Annotated in this window: 20 protein-coding genes, 1 pseudogene and 1 riboswitch; of the genes and pseudogenes, 17 read left to right on the top strand and 4 right to left on the bottom strand. The window is 72.3% G+C overall.

Features of this window, described 5'->3' with window-relative positions; genetic code table 11:
- The 3 genes and pseudogenes from AB0D08_RS23015 to gcvT form a co-directional block, all read right to left on the bottom strand.
- Positions 1–172 (bottom strand): annotated as a pseudogene (locus AB0D08_RS23015) (serine hydroxymethyltransferase); the annotation flags it as partial.
- A gap of 87 nt (positions 173–259) precedes the next feature.
- Positions 260–640: a glycine cleavage system protein GcvH gene (gcvH, locus tag AB0D08_RS23020; RefSeq protein WP_033820060.1), complete on the bottom strand. Its 381-nt coding sequence runs from the start codon at positions 638–640 to the stop codon at positions 260–262.
- 77 nt (positions 641–717) lie between these two features.
- A complete protein-coding gene (gene gcvT / locus AB0D08_RS23025) occupies positions 718–1,836 on the bottom strand; it encodes a glycine cleavage system aminomethyltransferase GcvT (protein WP_033820061.1) in 1,119 nt (372 codons plus the stop codon).
- Positions 1,837–2,012: 176 nt separating this feature from the next.
- A riboswitch (glycine riboswitch) is annotated at positions 2,013–2,118 on the bottom strand.
- A 157-nt stretch (positions 2,119–2,275) separates the two neighbouring features.
- Between gcvT and AB0D08_RS23030 the strand changes: the two genes are divergently transcribed.
- The 9 genes from AB0D08_RS23030 to AB0D08_RS23070 all read left to right on the top strand — a co-directional run bounded on the left by AB0D08_RS23030 (position 2,276) and on the right by AB0D08_RS23070 (position 12,479).
- A complete protein-coding gene (locus tag AB0D08_RS23030; protein ID WP_359891197.1) occupies positions 2,276–3,070 on the top strand; it encodes an enhanced serine sensitivity protein SseB C-terminal domain-containing protein in 795 nt (264 codons plus the stop codon).
- Between the two features lie 241 nt (positions 3,071–3,311).
- Positions 3,312–4,124 (top strand): enhanced serine sensitivity protein SseB C-terminal domain-containing protein, encoded by an 813-nt coding sequence (locus tag AB0D08_RS23035; RefSeq protein WP_033820080.1) that lies wholly within the window; start codon positions 3,312–3,314, stop codon positions 4,122–4,124.
- 594 nt (positions 4,125–4,718) lie between these two features.
- Entirely contained in the window at positions 4,719–5,708 is a 990-nt protein-coding gene (locus tag AB0D08_RS23040; protein ID WP_033820063.1) for an ABC transporter permease, read from the top strand.
- A gap of 58 nt (positions 5,709–5,766) precedes the next feature.
- Positions 5,767–7,530, top strand: a complete 1,764-nt coding sequence (locus AB0D08_RS23045) for an ABC transporter substrate-binding protein (RefSeq protein ID WP_033820064.1) — start codon at positions 5,767–5,769, stop codon at positions 7,528–7,530.
- A gap of 98 nt (positions 7,531–7,628) precedes the next feature.
- On the top strand, positions 7,629–8,639 hold the full coding sequence (locus AB0D08_RS23050) for an ABC transporter permease (protein WP_033820065.1): 1,011 nt from the start codon (positions 7,629–7,631) through the stop codon (positions 8,637–8,639).
- A complete protein-coding gene (locus AB0D08_RS23055) occupies positions 8,636–9,682 on the top strand; it encodes an ABC transporter ATP-binding protein (RefSeq protein ID WP_033820066.1) in 1,047 nt (348 codons plus the stop codon). The genes AB0D08_RS23050 and AB0D08_RS23055 overlap by 4 nt, the downstream gene beginning before the upstream one ends.
- A gap of 28 nt (positions 9,683–9,710) precedes the next feature.
- Entirely contained in the window at positions 9,711–10,748 is a 1,038-nt protein-coding gene (locus tag AB0D08_RS23060) for a dipeptide ABC transporter ATP-binding protein (protein WP_033820067.1), read from the top strand.
- Positions 10,749–10,969: 221 nt separating this feature from the next.
- Positions 10,970–11,749: a hypothetical protein gene (locus AB0D08_RS23065; RefSeq protein WP_033820068.1), complete on the top strand. Its 780-nt coding sequence runs from the start codon at positions 10,970–10,972 to the stop codon at positions 11,747–11,749.
- 70 nt (positions 11,750–11,819) lie between these two features.
- A complete protein-coding gene (locus tag AB0D08_RS23070) occupies positions 11,820–12,479 on the top strand; it encodes a trimeric intracellular cation channel family protein (RefSeq protein WP_051812217.1) in 660 nt (219 codons plus the stop codon).
- Here the strand turns inward: AB0D08_RS23070 and AB0D08_RS23075 are convergent.
- A complete protein-coding gene (locus AB0D08_RS23075; protein ID WP_033820069.1) occupies positions 12,415–13,227 on the bottom strand; it encodes an IclR family transcriptional regulator in 813 nt (270 codons plus the stop codon). The genes AB0D08_RS23070 and AB0D08_RS23075 overlap by 65 nt on opposite strands.
- 107 nt (positions 13,228–13,334) lie before the next feature.
- Between AB0D08_RS23075 and AB0D08_RS23080 the strand changes: the two genes are divergently transcribed.
- The 8 genes from AB0D08_RS23080 to gatC all read left to right on the top strand — a co-directional run bounded on the left by AB0D08_RS23080 (position 13,335) and on the right by gatC (position 23,203).
- A complete protein-coding gene (locus AB0D08_RS23080) occupies positions 13,335–14,519 on the top strand; it encodes a cysteine desulfurase family protein (RefSeq protein ID WP_359891203.1) in 1,185 nt (394 codons plus the stop codon).
- A gap of 91 nt (positions 14,520–14,610) precedes the next feature.
- Entirely contained in the window at positions 14,611–15,750 is a 1,140-nt protein-coding gene (gene mnmA, locus AB0D08_RS23085; RefSeq protein ID WP_033820071.1) for a tRNA 2-thiouridine(34) synthase MnmA, read from the top strand.
- A 172-nt stretch (positions 15,751–15,922) separates the two neighbouring features.
- Positions 15,923–16,453, top strand: a complete 531-nt coding sequence (locus tag AB0D08_RS23090; protein ID WP_033820072.1) for a TIGR00730 family Rossman fold protein — start codon at positions 15,923–15,925, stop codon at positions 16,451–16,453.
- Positions 16,454–16,509: 56 nt separating this feature from the next.
- A complete protein-coding gene (locus AB0D08_RS23095; protein ID WP_033820073.1) occupies positions 16,510–17,199 on the top strand; it encodes an SDR family oxidoreductase in 690 nt (229 codons plus the stop codon).
- A gap of 124 nt (positions 17,200–17,323) precedes the next feature.
- Complete coding sequence (locus AB0D08_RS23100) at positions 17,324–18,277, top strand: methionine synthase (protein ID WP_359891226.1); 954 nt, start codon at positions 17,324–17,326, stop codon at positions 18,275–18,277.
- Between the two features lie 19 nt (positions 18,278–18,296).
- Positions 18,297–20,621, top strand: a complete 2,325-nt coding sequence (gene ligA, locus AB0D08_RS23105; RefSeq protein ID WP_359891208.1) for an NAD-dependent DNA ligase LigA — start codon at positions 18,297–18,299, stop codon at positions 20,619–20,621.
- Between the two features lie 353 nt (positions 20,622–20,974).
- Positions 20,975–22,693 carry a bifunctional diguanylate cyclase/phosphodiesterase gene (locus tag AB0D08_RS23110; protein ID WP_051812219.1) on the top strand — a complete coding sequence of 573 codons (1,719 nt, stop codon included), beginning with the start codon at positions 20,975–20,977 and terminating at the stop codon, positions 22,691–22,693.
- 213 nt (positions 22,694–22,906) lie between these two features.
- Positions 22,907–23,203, top strand: coding sequence for an Asp-tRNA(Asn)/Glu-tRNA(Gln) amidotransferase subunit GatC (gene gatC, locus AB0D08_RS23115; RefSeq protein WP_033820075.1), 297 nt, complete (start codon positions 22,907–22,909; stop codon positions 23,201–23,203).
- The last annotated feature ends 4 nt before the right edge of the window (positions 23,204–23,207 follow it).

Genomic DNA, 23,207 nt, shown 5'->3' on the forward strand with positions numbered 1-23,207 from the left:
CCTCGGCGTACTTGTTGGTCAGGACCGAGCCCTGGGCCTCCATGACCGCCACCGGGGCGAAGTTCTCGGAGGCGATCATTTCGAGGGTGGTCTGCTGGCGGTGCAGCTCGGCGTCGACCGCGGCGGCGATCTCCGGGTCGAGCGCGTGCAGGGACTGGTTGAGAACCGTCATGAGTGGGTCTTCCCGTGGGGCTGGGCGGTTACCTGAGGGGAAGGGGCCGTCCGCCGCGCTGCGGCCGGCCCCCTTTCACGCGGTGGGTCAGGCGCCGCTGGTGAACGCGGTGTAGGCCTCGGCGTCCAGCAGCTCGTCGGTCGCCTCGACCTTGAGCTTGAACAGCCAGGCACCCTCGAAGGGCTCGCCGTTGACCAGGGCCGGGTCGTCGATGACGGCCTGGTTGATCTCGACGATCTCGCCGGTGGCCGGCGAGTACAGGTCGCTGACCGACTTGGTGGACTCGAGCTCACCACAGGTCTCGCCGGCGGTGACGGTGTCGCCGACCTCCGGGAGCTGGACGTACACGATGTCGCCGAGCGCGTCGGCCGCGTGCTTGGTGATGCCGACGGTCGAGACGCCGTCAGCGTCGGCCGCGGTCAGCCACTCGTGCTCCTTGGTGTACTGCAGGTGCGTGGGGTTGCTCATGACGTCATTCTCCAGGATCGCAAGAGGGTAGGGCGAAGCCGTCCGCCGACCGGACCGGCCTGTCGGATTGGTGCGGGTCAGCGGGCGCGCTTGTAGAACGGCAGCGCGACGACCTCGACCGGCTCGTGCTTGCCGCGGACGTCGACCGCGACGGCGGTGCCCGGGGCGGCGTGCGCGGCGTCCACGTACGCGATGGCGATCGGCTTGCCCAGGGTGGGGGAGGGGGCGCCGGAGGTGATCCGACCGATCGGGGCGCCCTCGGCGGAGACCACCGCGTACTCGGCGCGCGGCACCCGCTTGCCCTCGGAGACCAGGCCCACCAGCACCTGCGGCGGGGCGGTCTCGGCCGCGGCGGCGGCCCGCTCCAGCGCCTCGCGGCCGACGAAGCGGCCGTCGTTGGTGGTCTTGTCGAAGCGCACCACCCGGCCGAGGCCGGCGTCGAACGGGGTGAGGTCGGTGGACAGCTCGTGCCCGTACAGCGGCATGCCCGCCTCCAGCCGGAGGGTGTCGCGGCAGGACAGGCCGCAGGCCGCCAGGCCCTTGTCGGCGCCGGCCTTGCTGAGCTCCTGCCACAGGTGCTCGGCGTCGGAGGGGGCGCAGAAGATCTCGAAGCCGTCCTCGCCGGTGTAACCGGTGCGGGCCAGCCACACCTCGCGGCCGGCGACGGTGGCGGGCAGCAGCGCGTAGTACTTCAGCCCCGGCAGGTCGGCGTCGGTCAGCGAGGCCAGGATGCCGTTGGCCTCCGGGCCCTGGACGGCGAGCAGCGCGTAGGCGTCGCGGTCGTCGCGGACCTCGGCGTCGAAGCCGGCCGCCCGCTCGGTCAGCGCGTCCAGCACCACCTGGGCGTTGGAGGCGTTGGCGACCACCATGTACTCGGCCTCGCCGGTGCGGTAGACGATCAGGTCGTCGAGGATGCCGCCGTCCTCGCGGCAGATCATGGTGTAGCGGGCGCGCAGCACGCCGAGCGCGGAGATGAAGCCGACCAGCGCGTGGTCCAGCAGTTCGCCCGCCTGCGGGCCGCTGACGGTGATCTCGCCCATGTGGGAGAGGTCGAAGAGGCCGGCCCTGGTGCGGACCGCGAGGTGCTCCTCGCGCTCGGAGCCGTAGCGCAGCGGCATGTCCCAGCCGGCGAAGTCGGTCATGGTGGCACCGAGCGAGCGGTGCAGCGCGTCGAGCGCGGTGTGGCGGAGGGACATGGCGGCGGGACTCCTTGGCTGGACACTCACGGAGCGCGCCCGCACCTGGATGCGGGCATGCGGGGGTGGAGTCTCCCCGTCTGTCGTCACAACCTGAGAGCTTCACCGCACACAAGAATGGCGGCTTGCACCGTGGGTGGGCGCACGGCGCGGCCGTGTCCACTTTCCAGATGTGCCTCGCCCGCGCGGTATGGGTGGCCTGAGAGATTCCGGGGAGGACTTGCTCCTTCGGCGCCGGCCCGTGCCGTGTAGTGGCACTCCGGACTCTCCCGCGCGGGTTCGAGCGGCCAGTATGAAGTTCGATCGGGGTCATCATGGCATGCCCGCGGGGCCCTGCGGGAGGGGGGCCGGGCGATACGCTCTGCGGGACGGTTCTTCGGCCCGCGCACGGCGCGCGGCGCGCGGGCTCGCCCGGTCAGGGCGGAAGGGGCAGAGACGGATGGGGTACCCGGCGGGCGAGGCACGGCCTTGGACGGAGCCGGGCGCGGCTCCCGAGGGCGGGAGCTGGCCGGTCAACGAGCTGGAACAGGTCCTCACCGCGGCCCTGGGCGACCCGGGCGCCACGCCCCGGGTGATCGAGGTGCTGGCCCGCAGCCAGGTGTGGATCCCGCTGCCGGCCGGCGCCGACCAGCAGGGCCAGTCGCTGGACCTGCCCACCATCGAACTGGCCGGCGCGCCGTACGTGCCGGTCTTCTCCTCCCAGGAGGAGTTCCTGCGCCAGGCGCCCGGGATGGCCTTCGCGATCGCGCCGATGTGGGAGTTCGCCCGCGGCCTGCCGCTGGGCATCGGCATCGCGGTCAACCCCGAGGCGCCGGTCGGCATCCCGGTGCCGCCGGAGGGCGTGGGCGAGCTGCGGCGCGGCCCGCAGGGCGATCGGCCGACGGACGGCGGTGTGCCCGAGGGGGCGAGGGTCGCCCTCAAGGAGCCCGAGCCGCACCAGGAGCCGTACGCCTTCCTGGCCGCCGCCGGATCCGAACTCGCGATGCTGCCCGAGGTGTTGACGGCCCGTCGGGCGCTGGCCAAGGTGGAGGGTGAGGCCACCCTGCTCTACCTGGGCATCCAGCTCGACCCCGCGCTGCCCGCCGACCCGGCCCGGGTGGGCGAGGCGCTCGGCCGGGCGCTCGGAACCGCCGCCCCGGCCTGGGGCGTCCACCTGGTGCTGCTGGACCTGGCCGCCGACCCGGTGGTCGACTGGCTCGTCACCCAGGTGCGGCCGTTCTACGTCCGCGCCTGAACGGGCGGGACGGGACCGGGCCCCGCGGGCGGCCCGCCCCGGCGGTGACCGTCCAGTAGGGGGACGGCGGTATGACGGCTGTCGGCCTTGCCCCATAGGGTTGCTGCCGACAGTCCGCGCGGCGGGGCCGCGGAGGCGACGGGACGGGCGAGAGCGAGGTGGGCGCGTGAGCGCGGGAGCGGCAGGCGGCGGCGCGCCGGGCCAGTGGGGCCAGGCGCGCCCCGGTGGTGACCCGGGGGCGATCGAGCGTGCCCTGGCCCAGGTCGCGCCCGAGCGGTACGAGGCCTACGAAGCGCTGCTGCGCGCGCTGGCCGAGGGCCAGGTCTGGATGCTGCTGTGGCACGGACAGCCCGGCAGCCCCGACGCCCAGTACGGGAACATGGACATCGGCGGTCTCGGCTACGCGCCTGCCGTCACCTCGCCGGGGCAGCTGAGTGCCAGCGGCTGGGCCCGGGGCCACGAGGTGATCTCCGGGCTGGAGATCGCGGGCGCGCTCTACCGGACCCGCTGGGGCCTGTGGCTGGACCCGCACGTGCCCGGCGGCGGGGTCGGCGTGCCCTGGGCGGACCTGCGCCGGATCGCGGTGGGCCTGGACCGGCTCCCGGCCGGCCCGCTGCAGCTGGCCGAACCCCAGCTGGCCGCCCCGCCGTTCTACGCCCAGCTGGAGCACCAGGCGGCCGAGGTCAGGCCGCTGCGCTCGCTGCGGCAGGTCTGGGTGCGGCCCGCGCTCGGCGAGCCCTACCTGGCGATCGGCCTCGACCTGTACGACACCTCGCCGCCCGCGGTCGAGGCGGCCCGGGCGCTGGTCCAGCGCGCGGTGGTGCACCTGCCGGAGGGCACCTCGGTGTCGACGGTGATGCTGGCCGACGAGTTCGACCCGGTGGCGATGTGGCTGCTGGCCAACGCGCGCCCGTTCTACGACCGCGAGGCCCGGTTCGGCCCGCAGCAGGCCGCCCCGCAGCCGCCGTACCCGGGGTACGGCTATCCGCCCCCGCAGGGGCAGTCGGTGGCGGGCTGGCCGCAGCAGCCGTGGCAGGGCTACCCGGGCCGCTGAACTACGTTCGTATGCCATTTTCTGAGCACCCGTAGGCGTTTTCGCCCACGGGTGCTTCCTTTTGTCCCCCCACGCCGACCTGGCAGTTTTCCGCCACTGGCGACCATTCGTCAGCGGGCGTCTTGACAGGCACGTAACACCTGTGTGAAGAGCGATATGCGGTGGAAACAGTCGTGCATGCAGGCAGATCACAGTTGGGCATCCTTCGGTTGTGAGGTCTGGCGCAAGGCTGTCCGAATGACACAGAGTGCTGCGCAATGCAGAGCGCGTAGCGAGCCCCACGAAGGCGAACGCGCAAGCTGAGAATCCTGAACGGCACGGGTCGCTTTCCGACCGGTACCACGCACCTCGCAACGACCCGGCGTACCGGCGCAGTTGACCGCCGCCCGCCCGGGACCGCAGTACCCCGGCATTTCAGCACCGCACCTTCAGCACCGCCGCACGAGCCCGGCACCACCGCACCGACGCACCGTCACCAAGCATCAGTGGCGCAATTCCGGCCCTTTCGAGCTCCTGGCCCCACCGGGCCGGGCAGGCCACGAACCGGCCGGAGACCGTGGGCCGGCCACCGTCGGCGAGGGGACCGAACTGACCATGACCACATCGAACGAGACCCTCGGCTCCGCACCCCAGGCCAAGCAGGAAACCGGCCCGGTGAAGCGGATCGAGGGCAGATCGCTCAGCCAGATCGCCTGGCTGCGCTTCAAGCGCGACAAGGCCGCCGTCGCCGGCGGCGTGGTCGTGATCCTGCTGGTGCTGCTCGCAGTGCTGGCCAAGCCGATCGAGGCGGTCTTCGGCCTCGACCCGAACGCCTTCCACCAGGACGCGCTGGACGCCAACCTCGGCGGCATCCCGTTCGGCGACTGGGGCGGCATGAGCTGGGAGCACCCGCTCGGCGTCGACGTCCAGTACGGACGCGACCTGCTGACCCGGGTCATCGAAGGCTCCTGGGTCTCGCTGCTGGTGGCATTCGGTGCCACCATCCTGTCCAACGTCATCGGCACCGTGCTCGGCATCACCGCCGGCTACTACGGCGGCTGGGTGGACACCGTGATCAGCCGGCTGATGGACATGTTCCTGGCCTTCCCGCTGCTGCTGTTCGCGATCGCCATCTCGGCCTCGCTCAAGGACGGCGCGTTCGGGCTGCACGGCACCTCGCTGCACATCACCGTGCTGATCTTCGTGATCGGCTTCTTCAACTGGCCCTACATGGGCCGGATCGTGCGCGGCCAGACGCTCTCGCTGCGCGAGCGCGAGTTCGTGGACGCGGCCCGCAGCCTCGGCGCCCGCGGCCCGTTCATCCTCTTCAAGGAACTGCTGCCCAACCTGGTCGGTCCGATCCTGGTCTACTCGACCCTGCTGATCCCGACCAACATCCTCTTCGAGGCCGGCCTGAGCTTCCTCGGCGTCGGCATCGAGCCGCCACAGGCCTCCTGGGGCGGCATGTTGAGCAACGCGATCGACTACTACCAGGTGGACCCGCAGTACCTGATGGTCCCCGGCCTGGCGATCTTCGTCACCGTGCTCGCTTTCAACCTGTTGGGCGACGGGCTCCGTGACGCCCTCGACCCCAAGAACAACTGACGTAGCCGTCAGGGATTTCCACCGTCATCGCTCATCCTCCAAGGGGTTGATCTCAGCTATGCGCAGGTCCCGTACTGCCGCGCTGACCGCGCTCGCCGCGGCCGTGGCGCTGACCCTCACCGGCTGCTCCAGCAGCAAGGGCAGCACCGACGGCGCCACCAAGGGCGGCTCCGTCGCCGGCGCCGACGCCGCGACGAAGAACATCGTGAACGCCTCGGACGCCAAGGGCGGCACGGTCGTCTACGAGCACTCCGACGTGCCCGACTCCTTCGACCCGGGCAACACGTACTACGCGTACATGTACAACTTCTCGCGTCTGTACGGCCGTCCGCTGACCACCTTCCAGCCCGCCGCCGGCGAGGCCGGCAACAAGCTGGTCCCGGACCTGGCCGAGTCGCTGGGCCAGGTCAGCCCGGACGGTCTGACCTGGACCTACAAGCTGCGGGCCGGCATCAAGTACGACGACGGCACCGCGGTCACCTCCAAGGACGTCAAGTACGCGGTGGAGCGCTCCAACTTCGCGCCCGACGTGCTGTCCAACGGTCCGACGTACTTCCACGACCTGCTCAAGGACAACGACACCCCCTACCAGGGTCCGTACAAGGACAAGACCGGTGACCTGAAGGCCATCGAGACTCCGGACGACACCACCATCGTCTTCCACCTGAAGCAGCCGTTCGCCGACTTCGACTACCTGGTCAGCGCCCCGCAGACGGTCCCGGTGCCGCAGGCCAAGGACACCGGCGCGGACTACGTCAAGCACATCGCCTCCACCGGCAGCTACAAGTTCCAGAGCTACGAGGACGGCAAGGAGGTCGTGCTGGTCCCGAACACCAACTGGGACCCGAAGACCGACCCGATCCGCAAGCAGCTCGCCGACAAGATCCAGGTCAAGCTGAAGATCGCGCAGTCGACCATCGACCAGGACCTGCTGGCCGGCAACGCCCAGGTCGACCTGGCCGGCAAGGGCGTCGACCCGCAGACCCAGGCCAAGCTGCTGCTGGACCCCAAGCTCAAGGCGCAGACCGACAACACCTACGGTGGCCGTCTGGTCTACACCGCGATCAACACCAAGGTCGCGCCGTTCGACAACATCGACTGCCGCAAGGCCGTCCAGTTCGCGATCGACAAGGTCTCGGTGCAGACCGCGATCGGCGGCCCGATCCGCGGCGACATCGCCTCCACGGTGCTCCCGCCGGACATCCCGGGCTACCAGAAGTCGGACCCGTACGCGACCGAGGGCAACAAGGGTGACGAGGCCAAGGCCAAGGACGCCCTGAAGGCCTGCGGCAAGCCGGACGGCTTCAAGACCAGCATCATGGCCCGTCAGGACCGTTCGACCGAGGTCGCCTCGGCCACCGCGATCCAGGCGGCGCTGAAGAAGGTCGGCATCGACGTCGAGATCCAGCAGTTCCCGCAGGGCAAGTACTTCTCGGACTTCGCGGGCGTGCCGGAGTACACCGACAGCCACAACACCGGTCTGATCATGATGCAGTGGGGCGCCGACTGGCCGACCGGCTACGGCTTCCTGCAGCAGGTGGTGGACGGCCGGGCGATCAAGAAGTCCGGTAACACCAACCTCTCGCAGCTGAACGACCCGTCGATCAACAAGCTGCTGGACGACGCGATCGCCAACCCGGACCGGGCCGCCCGCGAGAAGATCTACGGCGAGATCGACAAGAAGACCATGGACGCCGCGGTCATCGTCCCGCTGACCTACTACAAGGTCTTCCTGTACCGCCCGGCGGGTGCCACCAACGTGGCGTCCACCCCGGCCTTCTCGGGTCAGTACGACTACCTGAACATCGGCGTCACCAAGTAAGAGCCTGGCTCCACACCCCTGAAGGCAGGTGAAGGCAGCGGCGCCCGCCTCCGGTCCGGTCACCCCGGACGGAGGCGGGCCGCCGCAGCCGACCGACTATGTTCGCCTACATCATCCGAAGGATCCTCGCGGCCGTCGTGCTGCTGCTGGTAGTCAGCGCCATCACCTTCGGCATCTTCTTCCTGCTCCCCTCGCTGGCCGGCGAGACCACCGACCAGCTGGCCGCGCAGTACGTCGGCAAGAACCCCAGCCCCGAGGCGATCGCCGCGGTCAAGCAGAACCTCGGCTTCGACCAGCCGCTCTACGTCCAGTACGGCCGGTTCCTGAAGGCCCTGGTCAGCGGTGCCGAGTACAAGTTCGGCCCGGACCCGGTCAGCTGCCACGTGCCGTGCTTCGGCTACTCGTTCAAGAACCACGTCGAGGTCTGGCCGGAGATCTCCTCGCGCATCCCGGTGACCTTCTCGCTGGCCGTCGGCGCCTCGGTGATCTGGCTGATCTCCGGTGTCTCCACCGGCGTGGTCTCCGCGCTGAAGCCGAAGTCGATCTTCGACCGGCTCTCCATGGGCATCGCCCTGGCGGGCGTCTCCAGCCCGGTCTTCTTCACCGGCGCGCTGCTGCTGCTGGCCTTCCACTTCAAGTGGCCGCTGTTCGAGAACGTGGAGTACGTCAACTTCACCGACGACCCGTTCGCCTGGGCCGGGCACCTGGTGCTGCCCTGGGTCTCGCTGGCCTTCCTCTACTCGGCGCTCTACGCCCGGCTCACCCGGGCCGGGATGCTCGAGACGATGAGCGAGGACTACATCCGCACCGCCCGGGCCAAGGGCCTGGCCGAGCGCAAGGTGGTCGTCCGGCACGGGCTGCGCTCCGCGCTCACCCCGATCATCACCATCTTCGGCATGGACCTCGGCCTGCTGCTCGGCGGCGCCCTGATCACCGAACAGGTCTTCTCGCTCAAGGGCATCGGCGCCTACGCGGTCGCCGCCATCGGCGAGAACGACCTGCCCAAGGTGCTCGGTGTGACGCTGGTGGCCGCCTTCTTCATCGTCGCCTGCAACCTCCTGGTTGACCTCCTGTACGCCGCAGTCGACCCCCGCGTGAGGCTGTCATGATCGACCTTCAGACCTCTTCGCCGGACGCCTTCCTGTCGGTGCGCGACCTGCGGATCCACTTCGACACCGACGACGGCCTGGTCCGCTCGGTGGACGGGGTCAGCTTCGACCTGCAGAAGGGCAAGACCCTCGGCATCGTCGGCGAGTCCGGCTCCGGGAAGTCCGTCACCTCGCTCGGCATCATGGGCCTGCACCGCTCCAAGCGGGCCAGGATCACCGGCGAGATCTGGCTGGACGGCGAGGACCTGATCGCCGCCGGCCCCGAGCGGGTCCGCCAGCTGCGCGGCCGCCGGATGGCGATGATCTTCCAGGACCCGCTGACCGCGATGCACCCGTACTACACCGTCGGGCAGCAGATCGTGGAGGCCTACCGGGTGCACCACCCGGAGGTGAAGAAGAAGGACGCCCGCAAGCGGGCCGTCGAGATGCTCGACCGGGTCGGCATCCCGCAGCCCGACCGCCGGGTGGACGACTACCCGCACCAGTTCTCCGGCGGCATGCGCCAGCGCGCGATGATCGCGATGTCGCTGGTCAACGACCCCTCGCTGCTGATCGCGGACGAGCCGACCACGGCCCTGGACGTCACCGTCCAGGCCCAGATCCTGGACCTGATCCGGGACCTGCAGCAGGAGTTCGGCTCGGCCGTCATCATCATCACCCACGACCTCGGCGTGGTCGCCGAGCTGGCCGACGACATCCTGGTGATGTACGGCGGCAAGTGCGTCGAGCGCGGCCCCGCGGCCACCCTCTTCCAGGCGCCCGAACACCCGTACACCTGGGGCCTGCTGGGCTCGATGCCGCGCCTGGACCGGGAGCTGCAGGACCGCCTGATCCCGGTCAAGGGCACCCCGCCCAGCCTGATCAACGTGCCCTCCGGCTGCGCCTTCCACCCGCGCTGCCCGTACGCGGAGCTGACCGGCGGGCGCTCGTCCACCGAGGTGCCGGTGCTCGCGGAGGCCGCCGAGCGGCACCACGCCGCCTGCCACCTGCCGGCCGCCGACCGGCACCGGATCTTCGCCGACGAGATCGCGCCCCGGCTGTGACCCCGTTCCACCCCTCAGGAGACACCCCATGACGGACTCATCGACAGCGGCGATCCCGGCCCCCGCGCCCGCCGCCGACCGCGAGCCGCTGCTCAAGGTGACCGCTCTGGCCAAGCACTTCCCCATCACCAAGGGCGTGCTGCGCCGGCAGACCGGTGCCGTCCGGGCCGTGGACGGGATCGACTTCACGGTCAACCCGGGGGAGACCCTCGGCGTGGTCGGCGAGTCGGGCTGCGGCAAGTCGACGATGGGGCGGCTGGTCACCCGGCTCGCCGAGCCCACCGGCGGGAAGATCGAGTTCGAGGGCACCGACATCACCCACTTGAGCACGGGCGCGATGCGGCCGCTGCGCAAGGACATCCAGATGATCTTCCAGGACCCGTACTCCTCGCTGAACCCGCGGCACACCGTGGGCACCATCGTGGGTGCGCCGTTCCGGCTGCAGAAGGTGCAGACCGAGCACGGGGTGAAGCGGGCGGTGCAGGACCTGCTGGAGCTGTGCGGCCTCAGCCCCGAGCACTACAACCGCTATCCGCACGAGTTCTCCGGCGGCCAGCGCCAGCGCATCGGCATCGCCCGGGCCCTGGCGCTCAAGCCCAAGATGATCGTCGCGGACGAGCCGGTCTCGGCCCTGGACGTCTCCATCCAGGCCCAGGTGGTCAACCTCCTCGACGACCTGCAGAGCGAGCTCGGCCTGACCTACCTGATCATCGCGCACGACCTCTCGGTGGTCCGGCACGTCTCGGACCGGGTCGCGGTGATGTACCTCGGCAAGATCGTCGAGATCGCCGACCGGGACTCGCTCTACAAGGCCCCGATGCACCCGTACACCACCGCGCTGATGTCGGCGGTGCCGGTCCCGGACCCGGGCCGCAAGGAGCGCCGCGAGCGGATCCTGCTCACCGGTGACGTCCCCTCCCCGATCAACCCGCCGAGCGGCTGCCGCTTCCGCACCCGCTGCTGGAAGGCCCAGGACGTCTGCTCCACCCAGGAGCCGCCGCTGGTCGCGGCCAAGGTCGGCCACCAGGTCGCCTGCCACTTCCCGGAGAACCCCGTCCTGGTCTGACCCGGTGCGGGCCCCGCCCGTACGCGCCCAAGGCCGCCACCCCCGCACCGGGTGGCGGCCTTCGGCGTCGTGGCACCCCGGGGGCCGCCCGCGCCGCCCGCTCCCCCGTACGGCGCAGCGGGCGGTGCGAGCGGTTGCGGGTGCGGCCGGGCCTGCATTCACTGATCGGAGTTCTGTTCCGATCGACGCCCGACCCCGGCCGGGCAGCTGGGAGGCCTCAGGTGCTGTCGGCGCGCAGTCTGTTCCAGGAGATCCACGACGACGACGAAGCCTTCCGGCTGTTCTGCTCCATCGCGGCCAAGGGCGAGGACCAGGGCGGCTGGGAGAACGGCCGGATCTCCCGGCTGGTGGACGACCAGTGGCTGGCCCCCCGGATCGCCCGGCACGGCGCGGACGAGGACAAGCACGGCCGGATCTTCAACGCGCTGCTGCGCAAGCGCGGGCTGTCGCCGGTGGACGTCCCGGACGACACCGACTACACGATGATCCTGGAGCGCCAGGGGATCGGCCTGGCCCACTCCCGGCTGCGCCGCGACGAGCCGCTGAGCGAGTCCGACGTGATCACCTACCTTGCGCACAGCCGGGTCACCGAGCAGCGGGCGGCCGAGCAGATGCAGTTGCTGAAGAGGGTGTTCGGGCACCACCCCGAGGTCGGCCACGCGGTGCGGATGATCTCCAACGACGAGGACAACCACCTCGCGTACTGCCACGAGGAGCTGCTGCGCCTCGCCCACGCCGGGCACGGCCGGCGGATCCTCGCAACGCTGCAGGAGACCGCCCGCGCCGAGATCAGCACCTACCGGGACGTGAGCCTGGCGGTGATGGCCCACATGGGCGCGATCCTGCGCTGGCCGCGGGCGAAGTCGGCGGTGCTGGCGGCCGGCGTCCACGCGGTGTTCGGCTACGAGCGGGTGGCCGGCTGGCACCGGATGACCAGTCTGACGATGCCGGAGCGGCTCGACGCGCTGGGCGGCCCGCCCCCGCGCGAGACCTTCGCCTGATCCCGGGGGCGTGCGGCGGGGCCCGCTGTTCGATTGGGCCGCGGGCCGGGGCGGCAGGGAGACTGGGCCGGTGACCTCGCAAATCTTCCCGCCAGGGGTGCAACAGGCCCTGGACCTGATCGGCATTTTCGTCTTCGCCCTGTCCGGCGGCCTGCTGGCCGTCCGCAAGAACATGGACATCTTCGGTATCTGCGTGCTCGCCGAGGCGACCGCGCTGGGCGGCGGGGTGATGCGCGACCTGGTGATCGGGGCCACGCCGGTGGCGGCGTTCAGCAACCTCGGCTACTTCTCCACCCCGCTCGCCGCCGGCCTGGTGGTGTTCTTCCTGCACCCGCAGGTGGAGCGGATCAACACCGCCGTGCAGACCCTGGACGCGGCCGGCCTCGGCCTGTTCTGCGTCACCGGCACGATCAAGGCCCACGACTACGGCCTCGGCTCGGTCGCCTCGGTGGCGCTCGGCATGCTCACCGCCGCCGGCGGCGGCGTCATCCGCGACGTCCTCGCCACCGAGCAGCCCTCGCTGCTGCGCTGGGACCGGGAGATCTACGCGGTGCCCGCGCTGGCCGGCGCCACCGTGGTCGCGGTGCTGATCTCGGTCGACCGCCTCACGCCGCTGAACGCCTCGGCCGCCGCGCTGTGCGCCTTCGTGATCCGGATGCTGGCGCTCAGGTACGGCTGGCGCGCTCCACGTGCTTGGCACCGCAACGGTTCTCGCACCAGCGAGGAGTAGGCGTCCCCCCGTACGCCAGCGAGATCGCCTCCACCGTGCACAGCAGCTCCGGCAGCAGCCGGCTCAGCTCCGCCGCCGAGGCCTCGTGGGCGGGCGCGGACAGCGAACAGGCGGCGATCGCCCGGCCCTCGGTGCCGGCGATCGGCGCGGCGATCAGGCTGACCGTCCCCGGGCCGGCCGCCTCGTCCGCGGACCAGCCCCGGCTGCGCACGGCCGCCAGCTCGGCCCGCAGTTCCTCGGTCGGGCCGGTCTCCTGCCCGCCGGCCCGCTGCGCCGCCAGAAAGGCCGTCAGCTGCTCCGGCGGCAGGTCCGCCAGCAGCACCCGCCCGATCGCCGTCGCGGCCGCGGGCGGGCGGTGGCCGAAGCGGCCGTCCGGGCCGAGCCGGGAGCCGGGCCGGTCCGGGTAGCGGCTCTGCGCCTTGTCCAGGTGCAGCACCTTGCCGTCCTCCAGCACCGACAGCTGGACGGTGTGCCCGTAGCGCTCGTTCAGCGAGGCCAGGTACGGCGCGGCGACCTGCCGGATGTCGATCGTCTCCAGCGCCTGCTGGGCGAGCGAGAACAGCCGGCCGCCGAGCCGGTAGCGGTGGTCGCTCTGGCGGGTGACGAAGCCGTGTTCCTGCAGCGTGCGCAGCAGCCGCAGGGCGGTGGACTTGTGCACACCGATCCGGTTCGCCGCCTGTTCCAGCGAGCTAGGCCCCTCGCCGAGGGCGGCCAGGATGGTCAGCGCCCGGTCGACCGTCTGCGACATCGTGTCCGCCCCTCCACGCCTGCCAGTGAGGCAGGAGGCTAACGGCGCGTTGCAGAGGGTGCAATGGCCAAATCGTGACCCTGGCGACGCCTACACTTGGTCCCGCTATGGCTTATCTCGACCACGCCGCGACCACTCCGATGCTGCCCGAGGCTGTCGCCGCCATGACGGCGCAGCTCGGGGTCGTCGGCAACGCCTCCTCCCTGCACGCGGCCGGCCGCCGGGCCCGCCGGGTGGTCGAGGAGTCCCGGGAGTCCCTCGCGGAGTCGCTGGGCGCCCGCCCGAGCGAGATCGTCCTCACCGGCGGCGGCACCGAGTCCGACAACCTCGCCGTGAAGGGGCTGTACTGGGCCCGCCGCGACGCCGACCCGGCCCGCCGCCGGGTGCTGTGCAGCCCGGTCGAGCACCACGCGGTGCTGGACGCGGTGCACTGGCTGGCCGAGCACGAGGGCGCGCTGGTCGACTACCTGCCGGTGGATTCGTACGGCCGGGTGCACCCCGACGCGCTGCGCGAGGCCGTCGAGCGGGATCCGTCCTCGGTCGCGCTGATCACCGTGATGTGGGCCAACAACGAGGTCGGCACCGTTCAGCCGGTCGCCGAACTGGCCGAGGTGGCGCGGGAGTTCGGGATCCCGATGCATGCCGACGCGGTCCAGGCGCTGGGTCAGGTCCCGCTCTCCTTCGCCGACTCCGGGCTCACCGCGCTCACCGTCACCGGCCACAAGATCGGCGGCCCGTACGGCGTCGGTGCGCTGCTGCTGGCCCGTCAGGCCACCCCGGTGCCGCTGCTGCACGGCGGCGGGCAGGAGCGGGACGTGCGCTCCGGCACCCTGGACGTGCCCGGCGCGGCGGGCTTCGCCACCGCCGCCGCGCTCGCCGTCGAGCGCCGCGAACCGTACGCCGCCGCGGTCGGCGCGCTGCGCGACGAGCTGATCGCCGCGGTCCGCGGCGCCGTGCCGGACGTGATCCTCAACGGCGACCCGGCGCCGGCCGGGCGGCTCGCCGCCAACGCGCACTTCTCCTTCCCGGGCTGCGAGGGCGACGCGCTGCTGATGCTGCTCGACGCCCAGGGCGTCGAGTGCTCCACCGGCTCGGCCTGCTCGGCCGGCGTACCGCAGCCCAGCCACGTGCTGCTGGCGATGGGCGCCGACCCGCTGCTGGCCCGGGCCTCGCTGCGGTTCTCGCTCGGCCACACCTCCACCCGCGCCGACGTCGAGGCGCTCACCGCGGCGCTCACCCCGGCCGTCGAGCGGGCCCGCAACGCGGGCCTGGCGGCCGCCGCCCGGCGCTGAGCGCGGGCCCGGGGCAGGGGAGAGGGTTGCCGCGGACGGTCGAGGATTCCTTTACCGCCTGCCGAGCGGGAGCACGTACGCTGGTCGCATCATGAGCGACTTCCCCGGTGCCCCGACCCTCCCCAGTGACAGCCCGCGCCTGCGGGTGCTCGCGGCCATGTCCGGCGGCGTCGACTCCGCCGTCGCCGCCGCCCGTGCCGCCGAGGCCGGCCACGAGGTGACCGGCGTCCACCTGGCGCTGTCCGCCAACCCGCAGTCCTTCCGGACCGGCGCCCGCGGCTGCTGCACCATCGAGGACTCCCGGGACGCCCGGCGGGCCGCCGACGTGATCGGCATCCCGTTCTACGTCTGGGACCTCGCCGAGCGGTTCCGCGAGGACGTGATCGACGACTTCGTCGCCGAGTACGCGGCCGGCCGCACCCCCAACCCGTGCCTGCGCTGCAACGAGAAGATCAAGTTCGCCGCGCTGCTGGACAAGGCCATCGCCCTCGGCTTCGACGCGGTCTGCACCGGCCACTACGCCAGGATCGTCGAGCTGCCCGGCGGCGGACGCGAACTGCACCGGGCCGTCGACCCGGCGAAGGACCAGTCGTACGTGCTCGGGGTGCTGGACGCGGAGCAGCTCGCGCACTCGATGTTCCCGCTCGGCGACACCACCAAGGACGCCATCCGGCAGGAGGCCGAGCGCCGGGGCCTGGCCGTCGCCAAGAAGCCCGACAGCCACGACATCTGCTTCATCGCCGACGGCGACACCCAGGGCTTCCTCGCCAAGCACCTCGGCACCGCGACCGGGGACATCCTCGACGCCGACGGCAGCAAGCTCGGCGAGCACGACGGTGCGTACGGCTTCACCATCGGCCAGCGCAAGGGCCTGCGGATCGGCCGGCCCGCCGCCGACGGCAAGCCGCGCTACGTCCTGGACATCTCGCCCGTGAACAACACCGTCACCGTCGGCCCCGCCGAGGGCCTGGACGTGCTCGGGCTGACGGCGATCAGGCCGCGGTGGTGCGGCGAGGAGCCGGCCGGGGAGGCCGCGTACACGGCGCAGCTGCGGGCGCACGGCGAGGAGGTGCCGGTCACGGCGGCGGTGGTGGACGGGGAGCTGACCGTCCGGCTTGCCGCGCCCGTCCGCGGCATCGCCCCGGGGCAGGCCGTGGTCCTCTACGACGGCACCCGCGTGGTCGGCTCGGCCACCATCGCGACGACGCAGCGGCGGGCCGTCACGGCCTGAGGCGCGCTCCGGGGGGCTTCCCCGGGGGCGGCGCACTCTTCCGGGGGCGCTGGGAGCTGCGGGAGACGGAAGGTGCGGCGAGCTGCCCTCCCGATTCGCGCGGTCCCCGCGCCCCTGGAGCAACCCCCTGCGCACCGGCTCCGGGCGGAGGGCGTGGTAGACCTGGGGAATCATGAACATCACTGTCTTCTGCTCCGCGTACTCGCTGGACGACCGCTACACTGCCCCCGCCGCCGAGTTCGCGCGGCTGCTCGGGGCGGGCGGCCACACCCTGGTGTGGGGCGGCTCGCACGCCGGGCTGATGGGGCTGCTCGCCGACGGGGTCAAGGAGGCCGGCGGGCGGCTGGTCGGGATCTCGGTGGAGCTGCTGGCGCACAAGACGTACGAGGGCGCCGACGAGCTGGTGATGACCGCCGACCTGGCGGAGCGCAAGGCGCAGCTGCTGGCGCGGGCCGACGCCGTGGTGGTGCTGGTCGGCGGGCTGGGCACGCTGGACGAGGTCACCGAGGTGCTGGAGCTGAAGAAGCACGCCCTGCACGACAAGCCGGTCGTGGTGCTGGACACCGAGGGCTTCTACGCGGGGCTGCGGACCCAGCTGGAGCGGATGGACGCCGAGGGCTTCCTGCCGCGTCCGCTCGCCGAGCTGATCACCTTCGCTGACACCCCCGCCGAGGCGCTGGCACGGCTCGACCGCCGCCGCTGACCGCACCGACCGCGATCGACTCCCCACCCGACCCCCACGACCACACTGAGGACATCATGGGTGCACACCTGATCACCGGCGCCGGTTCCGGCATCGGCTCGGCCGTCGCCGAGCGACTCGCCGCCCGGGGCGCCGAGTTGTGGCTGCTGGCGCGCGATGCCAAGCGGGCGGCGGTGCTGCGCTCGCGCTTCCCCGGCGCCCGCACACTGGTCGGCGACCTCGCGGACCCGGCCAAGCTGTCCTGGGCGCTCGGCCAGCAGGAGATGCCGGTCGAGGTGGACGCACTGCTGCACATCGCGGGCGTGGTGGAGCTCGGGACCGTCGGTGACCTGCCGGTGAAGGCCTGGCAGTACCAGCTGAACGTGAACACCGTCGCACCGGCCGAGCTCACCAGGCTCTTCCTGCCGTCGATCCGCCAGGCCAGGGGCCAGGTGGTGTTCGTCAACTCCGGTGCGGGCCTGCGGGCGGACGCGAACTGGGCCGGGTACGCGGCCAGCAAGTTCGGCCTGCGGGCACTGGCCGACGCCCTGCGCGCCGAGGAGCAGGAGAACGGCGTACGGGTCACCACGGTGTACCCGGGCCGGACCGCCACCCCGATGCAGCTCAAGGTGCACCACCAGGAGGGCAAGGAGTACGACCCGAGCCGCTGGATCGACCCGGAGTCGGTGGCCACCGCGATCGTCACCGCGCTCGACCTGCCGCGCGACGCGGCGATCACCGAGATCACCGTCCGGCCCGGCGCCTGACCGTGCCCGGCGCCTGACCCCGGCGGCCCGGCCGTCCGCGGGCGCGCGGTGCCCTAGGCTCGGCCGGGTGAGCACCGAATTCTCCTTCCCCGCCCTGTCCGGCGCCGCCAGCGGCGTCGGGTCCATGCCCGGCACCGATGCCCGGGAGACGGCCAGGACGGTGACCGGCTCGCTGGAGCTGCTGCCGCACCTGCCGGAGCTGCCCGCCCGCGGGCCGGGCGCCGACATGATCGGGCGCGGCGCCGGCCTGCTGGTCGAGCTGTTCGCCCAGGTCGAGCCGAGCGGCTGGCGGTTCGCGGACCGGCCCGGGCGGGACAGCCGGCGGGCCCGCTCCTGGCTCGGCGAGGACCTGGACGCGCTGGAGGAGTTCACCCAGGGCTACCGGGGGCCGCTGAAGCTGCAGGCCGTCGGCCCGTGGACGCTGGCCGCCTCCGTCGAGCTGCGGCACGGCGAGAAGGCGCTGGCCGACCCGGGCGCGTGCCGGGACATCGCCGGGTCGCTGACCGAGGGCCTGCGCCGGCACCTGGCCGAGGTCCGCACCCGGGTGCCGGGCGCGGAGCCCGTCCTGCAGCTCGACGAGCCGTCGCTGTCGGCGGTGCTGGCCGGGTCGGTGAAGACCGCGAGCGGGTTCCAGCGGCTGCGCGCGGTCGACCGGCAGGTGGCCGAGGAGACGCTGCGTTCGGTGGTCCGGGCGCTGGACGTGCCGGTGGTGGTGCACAGTTGCGCGCCCGGGGTGCCGATCCCGCTGCTGCGCCGGGCCGGGGTGGCGGGGGTGTCGCTGGACTTCTCGTTCCTGACGGAGCGTGACGACGACGATCTCGGCGAGGCGGTCGAGGGCGGCACTGTGATCCTGGCCGGTGTGGTGCCCTCCACCGACACGGGATTGTCGGACCCGGCCGGTAGTGTCCAGGGTGTCAGGACGTTGTGGCGCAGGCTCGGGCTGGATCCGGAGCTCCTGGGCCGCCGGGTGCTGGTGACACCGACCTGCGGGCTGGCGGGGGCCTCCCCCGACTACGCCAAGCGGGCATTGTCACTCAGTGTGAAGGCGGCGCAGAGCCTGGTGGACAACCCGGAGTAAGACGGCAGGAGGGCCCAGGGTGGCGGCTGTTGAGGGCTGGGAGGAGATCCCGGCCGAGGTTCGCACGCGGCATGCGGAGCTGGCGGCCGAGATCGAGGAGCACCGGGTCCGGTACTACGACCAGGACGCCCCGGTCGTCAGCGACGCGGAGTTCGACCGGCTGATGCGCGAGCTGGAGTCGCTGGAGGCCGGGCACCCGGCGCTGGTCACCCCCGACTCGCCCACCCAGAAGGTCGGTGGCAGCGCCACCGACGCCTTCGCCAAGGTCGAGCACCGCGAGCGGCTGCTCAGCCTGGACAACGCGATGGACGACGAGGAGCTGGCCGCCTGGGCCGAGCGGGTCGCCGGCGAGCTGTCCGGCATCGACTACCACTACCTGTGCGAGCTCAAGGTCGACGGCCTGGCCGTCAACCTCACCTACGAGCGCGGCCGGCTGGTGCTGGCCGCCACCCGCGGCACCGGCCGGGTCGGTGAGGACATCACCGCCAACGTCCGCACCATCAAGGAGATCCCGCACCAGCTGCAGGGCGAGAACGTCCCCGAGCTGGTGGAGATCCGCGGCGAGGTGTACCTGCCGACCGAGGCGTTCGCCGAGCTGAACGCCTCCTTCGCGGCGGAGAACGAGCGCCGCCGCGCGGAGAACGCCGAGCGGGAGAAGCAGGGCAAGCGCCCGCAGGCGCTGCTCAAGCTGTTCGCCAACCCGCGCAACGCGGCGGCCGGCTCGCTGCGCCAGAAGGACACCCAGGTCACCGCGGCCCGCCCGCTGCACATGGTGGTGCACGGCATCGGCGCCCGGGTCGGCTTCGACATCGACTGCCAGTCGCACGCCTACCAGCTGCTGCGGGACTGGGGGCTGCCCACCGCCCGGCACAACCGGGTGGTCTCCACCCTCGACGAGGTCCGCGCCTTCATCAAGCAGTACGGCGAGCAGCGGCACTCGGTCGAGCACGAGATCGACGGCGTCGTGGTCAAGGTGGACGAGATCGCGCTGCAGGGCCGGCTCGGCGCCACCTCCAAGTCGCCGCGCTGGGCGATCGCCTGGAAGTACCCGCCGGAGGAGGTCACCGCCAAGCTGGCCAGCATCAAGGTCGGCATCGGCCGCACCGGCCGGGCCACCCCGTACGCGGTGCTCGCCGAGCCGGTGAAGGTGGCCGGTTCGATGGTGCAGTACGCGACCCTGCACAACCAGCAGGTGGTGAAGGCCAAGGGGGTGCTGCTGGGCGACACCGTGGTGCTGCGCAAGGCCGGTGACGTGATCCCGGAGATCCTCGGCCCGGTCGAGGACCTGCGGGACGGCACCGAGCGGGAGTTCGTGATGCCGGCCGAGTGCCACGAGTGCGGTGCCGAGCTGCGGCCGATGTCGGAGGGCGACATCGACCTGCGCTGCCCCAACGCGCAGTTCTGCCCCGCCCAGGTGCGCGAGCGGATCGCGTACCTCGGCGGCCGCGACTCGCTGGACATCGACGGCCTCGGGTACGTCGCGGCCACCGCGCTGACCCAGCCGCTGGAGCCCGCCGACCCGCCGGTCGGGAACGAGGGCGACATCTTCGGCCTGACGGTCGAGCAGCTGCTGCCGATCAAGGTGCTGGTGCGCGACCCGAAGACCGGCATGCCCAAGCTGGACGACCAGACCGGCGAGGAGAAGGTGGCCACCTTCTTCGCCAATCTCCGCGGCGAGCCGAAGAAGTCGCTGACGCTGCTGCTGGACAACCTCCAGGCGGTCCGCGACCGCCCGCTGTGGCGCTTCCTGAACGGCCTGTCGATCCGTCACGTCGGCCCGGTCGCGGCCCAGGCGCTGGCCAGGGAGTTCCGCGACCTGGACCGGATCTTCGCCGCCACCGAGGAGGAGCTGGCCGCCGCCGAGGGGGTCGGCCCGACCATCGCCCGCTCCATCAAGGAGTGGTACGAGGAGGAGTGGCACCGCGAGATCCTGGAGAAGTGGCGGGCCGCCGGCGTGCGCTTCGTCGAGGAGGGGGCCGAGGAGCAGGGGCCGCGCCCGCTGGAGGGCCTGACCGTGGTGGTCACCGGCACCCTGGCCGGGCACACCAGGGACGGCGCCAAGGAGGCGCTGACCTCGCGCGGGGCCAAGGTGACCGGCTCGGTGTCGAAGAAGACACACTTCGTGGTGGCCGGTGACAACCCGGGTTCCAAGTACGACAAGGCCGTCCAGCTGGGCCTGCCGGTGCTGGACGACGCGGGCTTCACCGTCCTGCTGGAGCAGGGGCCCGACGCGGCCCGCGCGAGCCTCGGGCTCGACCCGCTGCCGGCCCCCGGGGCCGCACCCGGGGCCGCAGCCGCGGCGGAGCCGGCCCCCGCCGCCGAGCCCGCGGCGCCCGCCGGGTAGCCCGCCCGCGGGGTACTGATGAGCGGTCACCACCGTCCGGCCCGTTATCCTCCTGATGCGACGTCACCGGGGTCCGAACCGGGGATCGCGGGCATCCATCCGGTGTGAGGACAGGGCCGGACCCTCCCCGGTGGGAGAAGTCCGGCCGGTGCCGCGCTCAGGGTGTCCGAAAGTCTGCCCTCCCGGTCGACCCCGGCATACCCTGGAGCGCAACAGAGAGTCAGCAGGGGTGGGTGGCTCCGGTCTTGGCCGGGGCCCGTGGGGACACCCCGTCGCCTGACGTCCACCGGCACCGGTACGGTGCCTCACCGTAAGGCGGCCTGACGGGGCGGGCCCGACGGAGGACAGGGCTTATGGATCGTACGACCGGCGGTGCGCCCACACGCCCGCCGCAGGGGGTGGCAGGTGCGGTCCTGCTGCTCGGCGTTGTGCTGGCCGGGGCCGCGCCGCTCATCCCGCTCGCCGTCCTGGTCTACCGCTACGAACCCGAGCTGCTGCCGCTGTTCGCGGTCCCGCTGGCCGTCCTGGTGGCGGCCTGGCGGATCGCCCGCGACCGTGCCAGGGACCAGCTCACCGACCCGCTCACCGACCTGCCCAACCGGCAGGCCCTGCTGATCGCCGCGCAGGAGGCCATCGCGGCGCACGACGGGGAGGACGACTACAGCGTCGGGCTGATCCTGCTCGACCTGGACCGGTTCCGCTCGCTCAACGACGCCCTCGGGCACACCGCGGGGGACCGGCTGCTGGTGCACATCGCCCGGCGGCTGAACCGGGCGCTGCGCTCGGGCCCGGGCCCGCAGCCCGGCCCGCCGCGTCCCGGTGTGCCCGCGCTGCAGGACCCGGCGGAGGACGTGTTCGCCGCGCTGCCGCCGTCCGTCCAGCGCAGCGGGCAGGCCGTGGTGGCCCGGATGGGCGGCGACGAGTTCGCGGTGCTGCTGCCCGGGGTCGGCAGCCCCGAGACGATGGAACGGGTGGCAAAGGCCCTGATCGTGGAACTCGCCGCGCCGATCCGGCTCGACGGGCTGCTGCTGGTGCTGGAGGCCAGCGCCGGGGTCTGCGTCTACCCGACCCACGCCCAGGACGCCGAATCGCTTCTGCGGCGCGCCGACGTGGCGATGGCCCACGCCCAGCGCAGCCGCAGCGGCGTCGAGCAGTACGACGAGTCGCGGGACATCGACACGCCGTACCGGATCGGGCTGCTCGGCGACCTGCGGCGGGCGCTGGAGACCGCCGAGGTCAAGCTGCACTACCAGCCGAAGGTCGCCTTCGACGGGCGGGTGGTCGGCCTGGAGGCGCTGCTGCGGTGGGAGCGGGCCGGGCAGGGCCGGGTCGCCCCGGACGAGTTCATCAGCCTGGCCGAGTCCAGCGGCCTGATGCCCAGGCTCACCGACTACGTCCTGGAGTCGGCCGTCGGCCAGCTGGCGATCTGGCGGGCCCAGGGGCTCAAGGTGCCGGTCGCGGTCAACGTCTCGCCGCGCGACGTGCTCAACCCGGGCTTCGCCGCCCGGGTCGCCGGCCACCTCGACCGCAACCAGGTGCCGGCCGACGCGCTCCAGCTGGAGATCACCGAGCGGCTGCTGCTGGACGACTCCCGGCGGGCCGCCGACACCCTGGACGAGCTGCGCCGCTACGGCGTGCGGATGTCGCTGGACGACTTCGGCACCGGGCACTCCTCGCTGGTGCGGCTGCGCAGCCTGCCGGTCGGCGAACTCAAGATCGACCGCTCCTTCGTCTCCCGGATGGTCGCCGACGACCACGACGCCGCCGTGGTGCGCTGCTCGGTCGAGCTGGCGCACTCGCTCGGGCTGACCGTGGTCGCCGAGGGCGTCGAGGACGACGAGACCTGGGAGCGGCTGCAGAGCATGGGGGTGGACGCGGTGCAGGGCTGGCTGGTGTCGGCCGCGCTGCCGGCCGACCAGGCCACCGCCTGGCTGATGGTGCACAGCACCGGCGCGCCGTCGGTCGAGCGGCTGACGGCGACCCAGGTCCGCCCGGCCACCCAGCTCGGGCCCGGCGCGAAGGGCAAGGGCAAGGCCAAGCCCGAACTCGGGGCCCCGACCGCCCAGCAGTGACCGTCCCGCGGCGCCCCGCCGGCCCCCTCGACGGGCCGGCGGGGCGCCGCTTTCCCGCCCGGCGCCCCGCTCGCGTCGCCGGTGCCCGGGCCGCGCCCCATAGGATGGGGCGCACAGACCAAGAGGACGGGGTGCGCCGAGCGCCCGCCCGTCCGGGCCGGGCGCCGCAGCAGCGGCCCCGGCCTCACCAGAACTCACCTTGAGGATCGCTGCATGCCTGGCATCACGCGCGAGGAGGTCGCCCACCTCGCCCGGCTGTCGCGTCTTGAGTTGCAGGCCGAAGAGCTGGACCACTTCGCCGAGCAGCTCGACGTGATCATCGGCGCGGTCGCCCGCGTTTCCGAGGTCGCCGGACAGGACGTCCCGCCGACCTCCCACCCGCTGCCGCTGACCAACGTCATGCGCGCGGACGAGGTGCGGCCCTCGCTCACCCCGGAGCAGGCGCTGTCCGGCGCCCCGGCCAGCGAGGAGCAGCGTTTCCGCGTGCCCCAGATCCTCGGGGAGGACTGATCAC

This window comes from Kitasatospora sp. NPDC048540 (genome assembly GCF_040651175.1).
GTDB lineage: Bacteria > Actinomycetota > Actinomycetes > Streptomycetales > Streptomycetaceae > Kitasatospora.

What these genes read in the sequence shown, in the direction of transcription:
- gcvH (WP_033820060.1), bottom strand. Translation starts at nt 640, where the DNA reads ATGAGCAACCCCACGCACCTGCAGTACACCAAGGAGCACGAGTGGCTG.
- gcvT (WP_033820061.1), bottom strand. Translation starts at nt 1,836, where the DNA reads ATGTCCCTCCGCCACACCGCGCTCGACGCGCTGCACCGCTCGCTCGGT.
- AB0D08_RS23030 (WP_359891197.1), top strand. Translation starts at nt 2,276, where the DNA reads ATGGGGTACCCGGCGGGCGAGGCACGGCCTTGGACGGAGCCGGGCGCG.
- AB0D08_RS23040 (WP_033820063.1), top strand. Translation starts at nt 4,719, where the DNA reads ATGACCACATCGAACGAGACCCTCGGCTCCGCACCCCAGGCCAAGCAG.
- AB0D08_RS23045 (WP_033820064.1), top strand. Translation starts at nt 5,767, where the DNA reads ATGCGCAGGTCCCGTACTGCCGCGCTGACCGCGCTCGCCGCGGCCGTG.
- AB0D08_RS23050 (WP_033820065.1), top strand. Translation starts at nt 7,629, where the DNA reads ATGTTCGCCTACATCATCCGAAGGATCCTCGCGGCCGTCGTGCTGCTG.
- AB0D08_RS23055 (WP_033820066.1), top strand. Translation starts at nt 8,636, where the DNA reads ATGATCGACCTTCAGACCTCTTCGCCGGACGCCTTCCTGTCGGTGCGC.
- AB0D08_RS23060 (WP_033820067.1), top strand. Translation starts at nt 9,711, where the DNA reads ATGACGGACTCATCGACAGCGGCGATCCCGGCCCCCGCGCCCGCCGCC.
- AB0D08_RS23075 (WP_033820069.1), bottom strand. Translation starts at nt 13,227, where the DNA reads ATGTCGCAGACGGTCGACCGGGCGCTGACCATCCTGGCCGCCCTCGGC.
- AB0D08_RS23080 (WP_359891203.1), top strand. Translation starts at nt 13,335, where the DNA reads ATGGCTTATCTCGACCACGCCGCGACCACTCCGATGCTGCCCGAGGCT.
- mnmA (WP_033820071.1), top strand. Translation starts at nt 14,611, where the DNA reads ATGAGCGACTTCCCCGGTGCCCCGACCCTCCCCAGTGACAGCCCGCGC.
- AB0D08_RS23090 (WP_033820072.1), top strand. Translation starts at nt 15,923, where the DNA reads ATGAACATCACTGTCTTCTGCTCCGCGTACTCGCTGGACGACCGCTAC.
- AB0D08_RS23095 (WP_033820073.1), top strand. Translation starts at nt 16,510, where the DNA reads ATGGGTGCACACCTGATCACCGGCGCCGGTTCCGGCATCGGCTCGGCC.
- AB0D08_RS23100 (WP_359891226.1), top strand. Translation starts at nt 17,324, where the DNA reads ATGCCCGGCACCGATGCCCGGGAGACGGCCAGGACGGTGACCGGCTCG.
- AB0D08_RS23110 (WP_051812219.1), top strand. Translation starts at nt 20,975, where the DNA reads ATGGATCGTACGACCGGCGGTGCGCCCACACGCCCGCCGCAGGGGGTG.
- gatC (WP_033820075.1), top strand. Translation starts at nt 22,907, where the DNA reads ATGCCTGGCATCACGCGCGAGGAGGTCGCCCACCTCGCCCGGCTGTCG.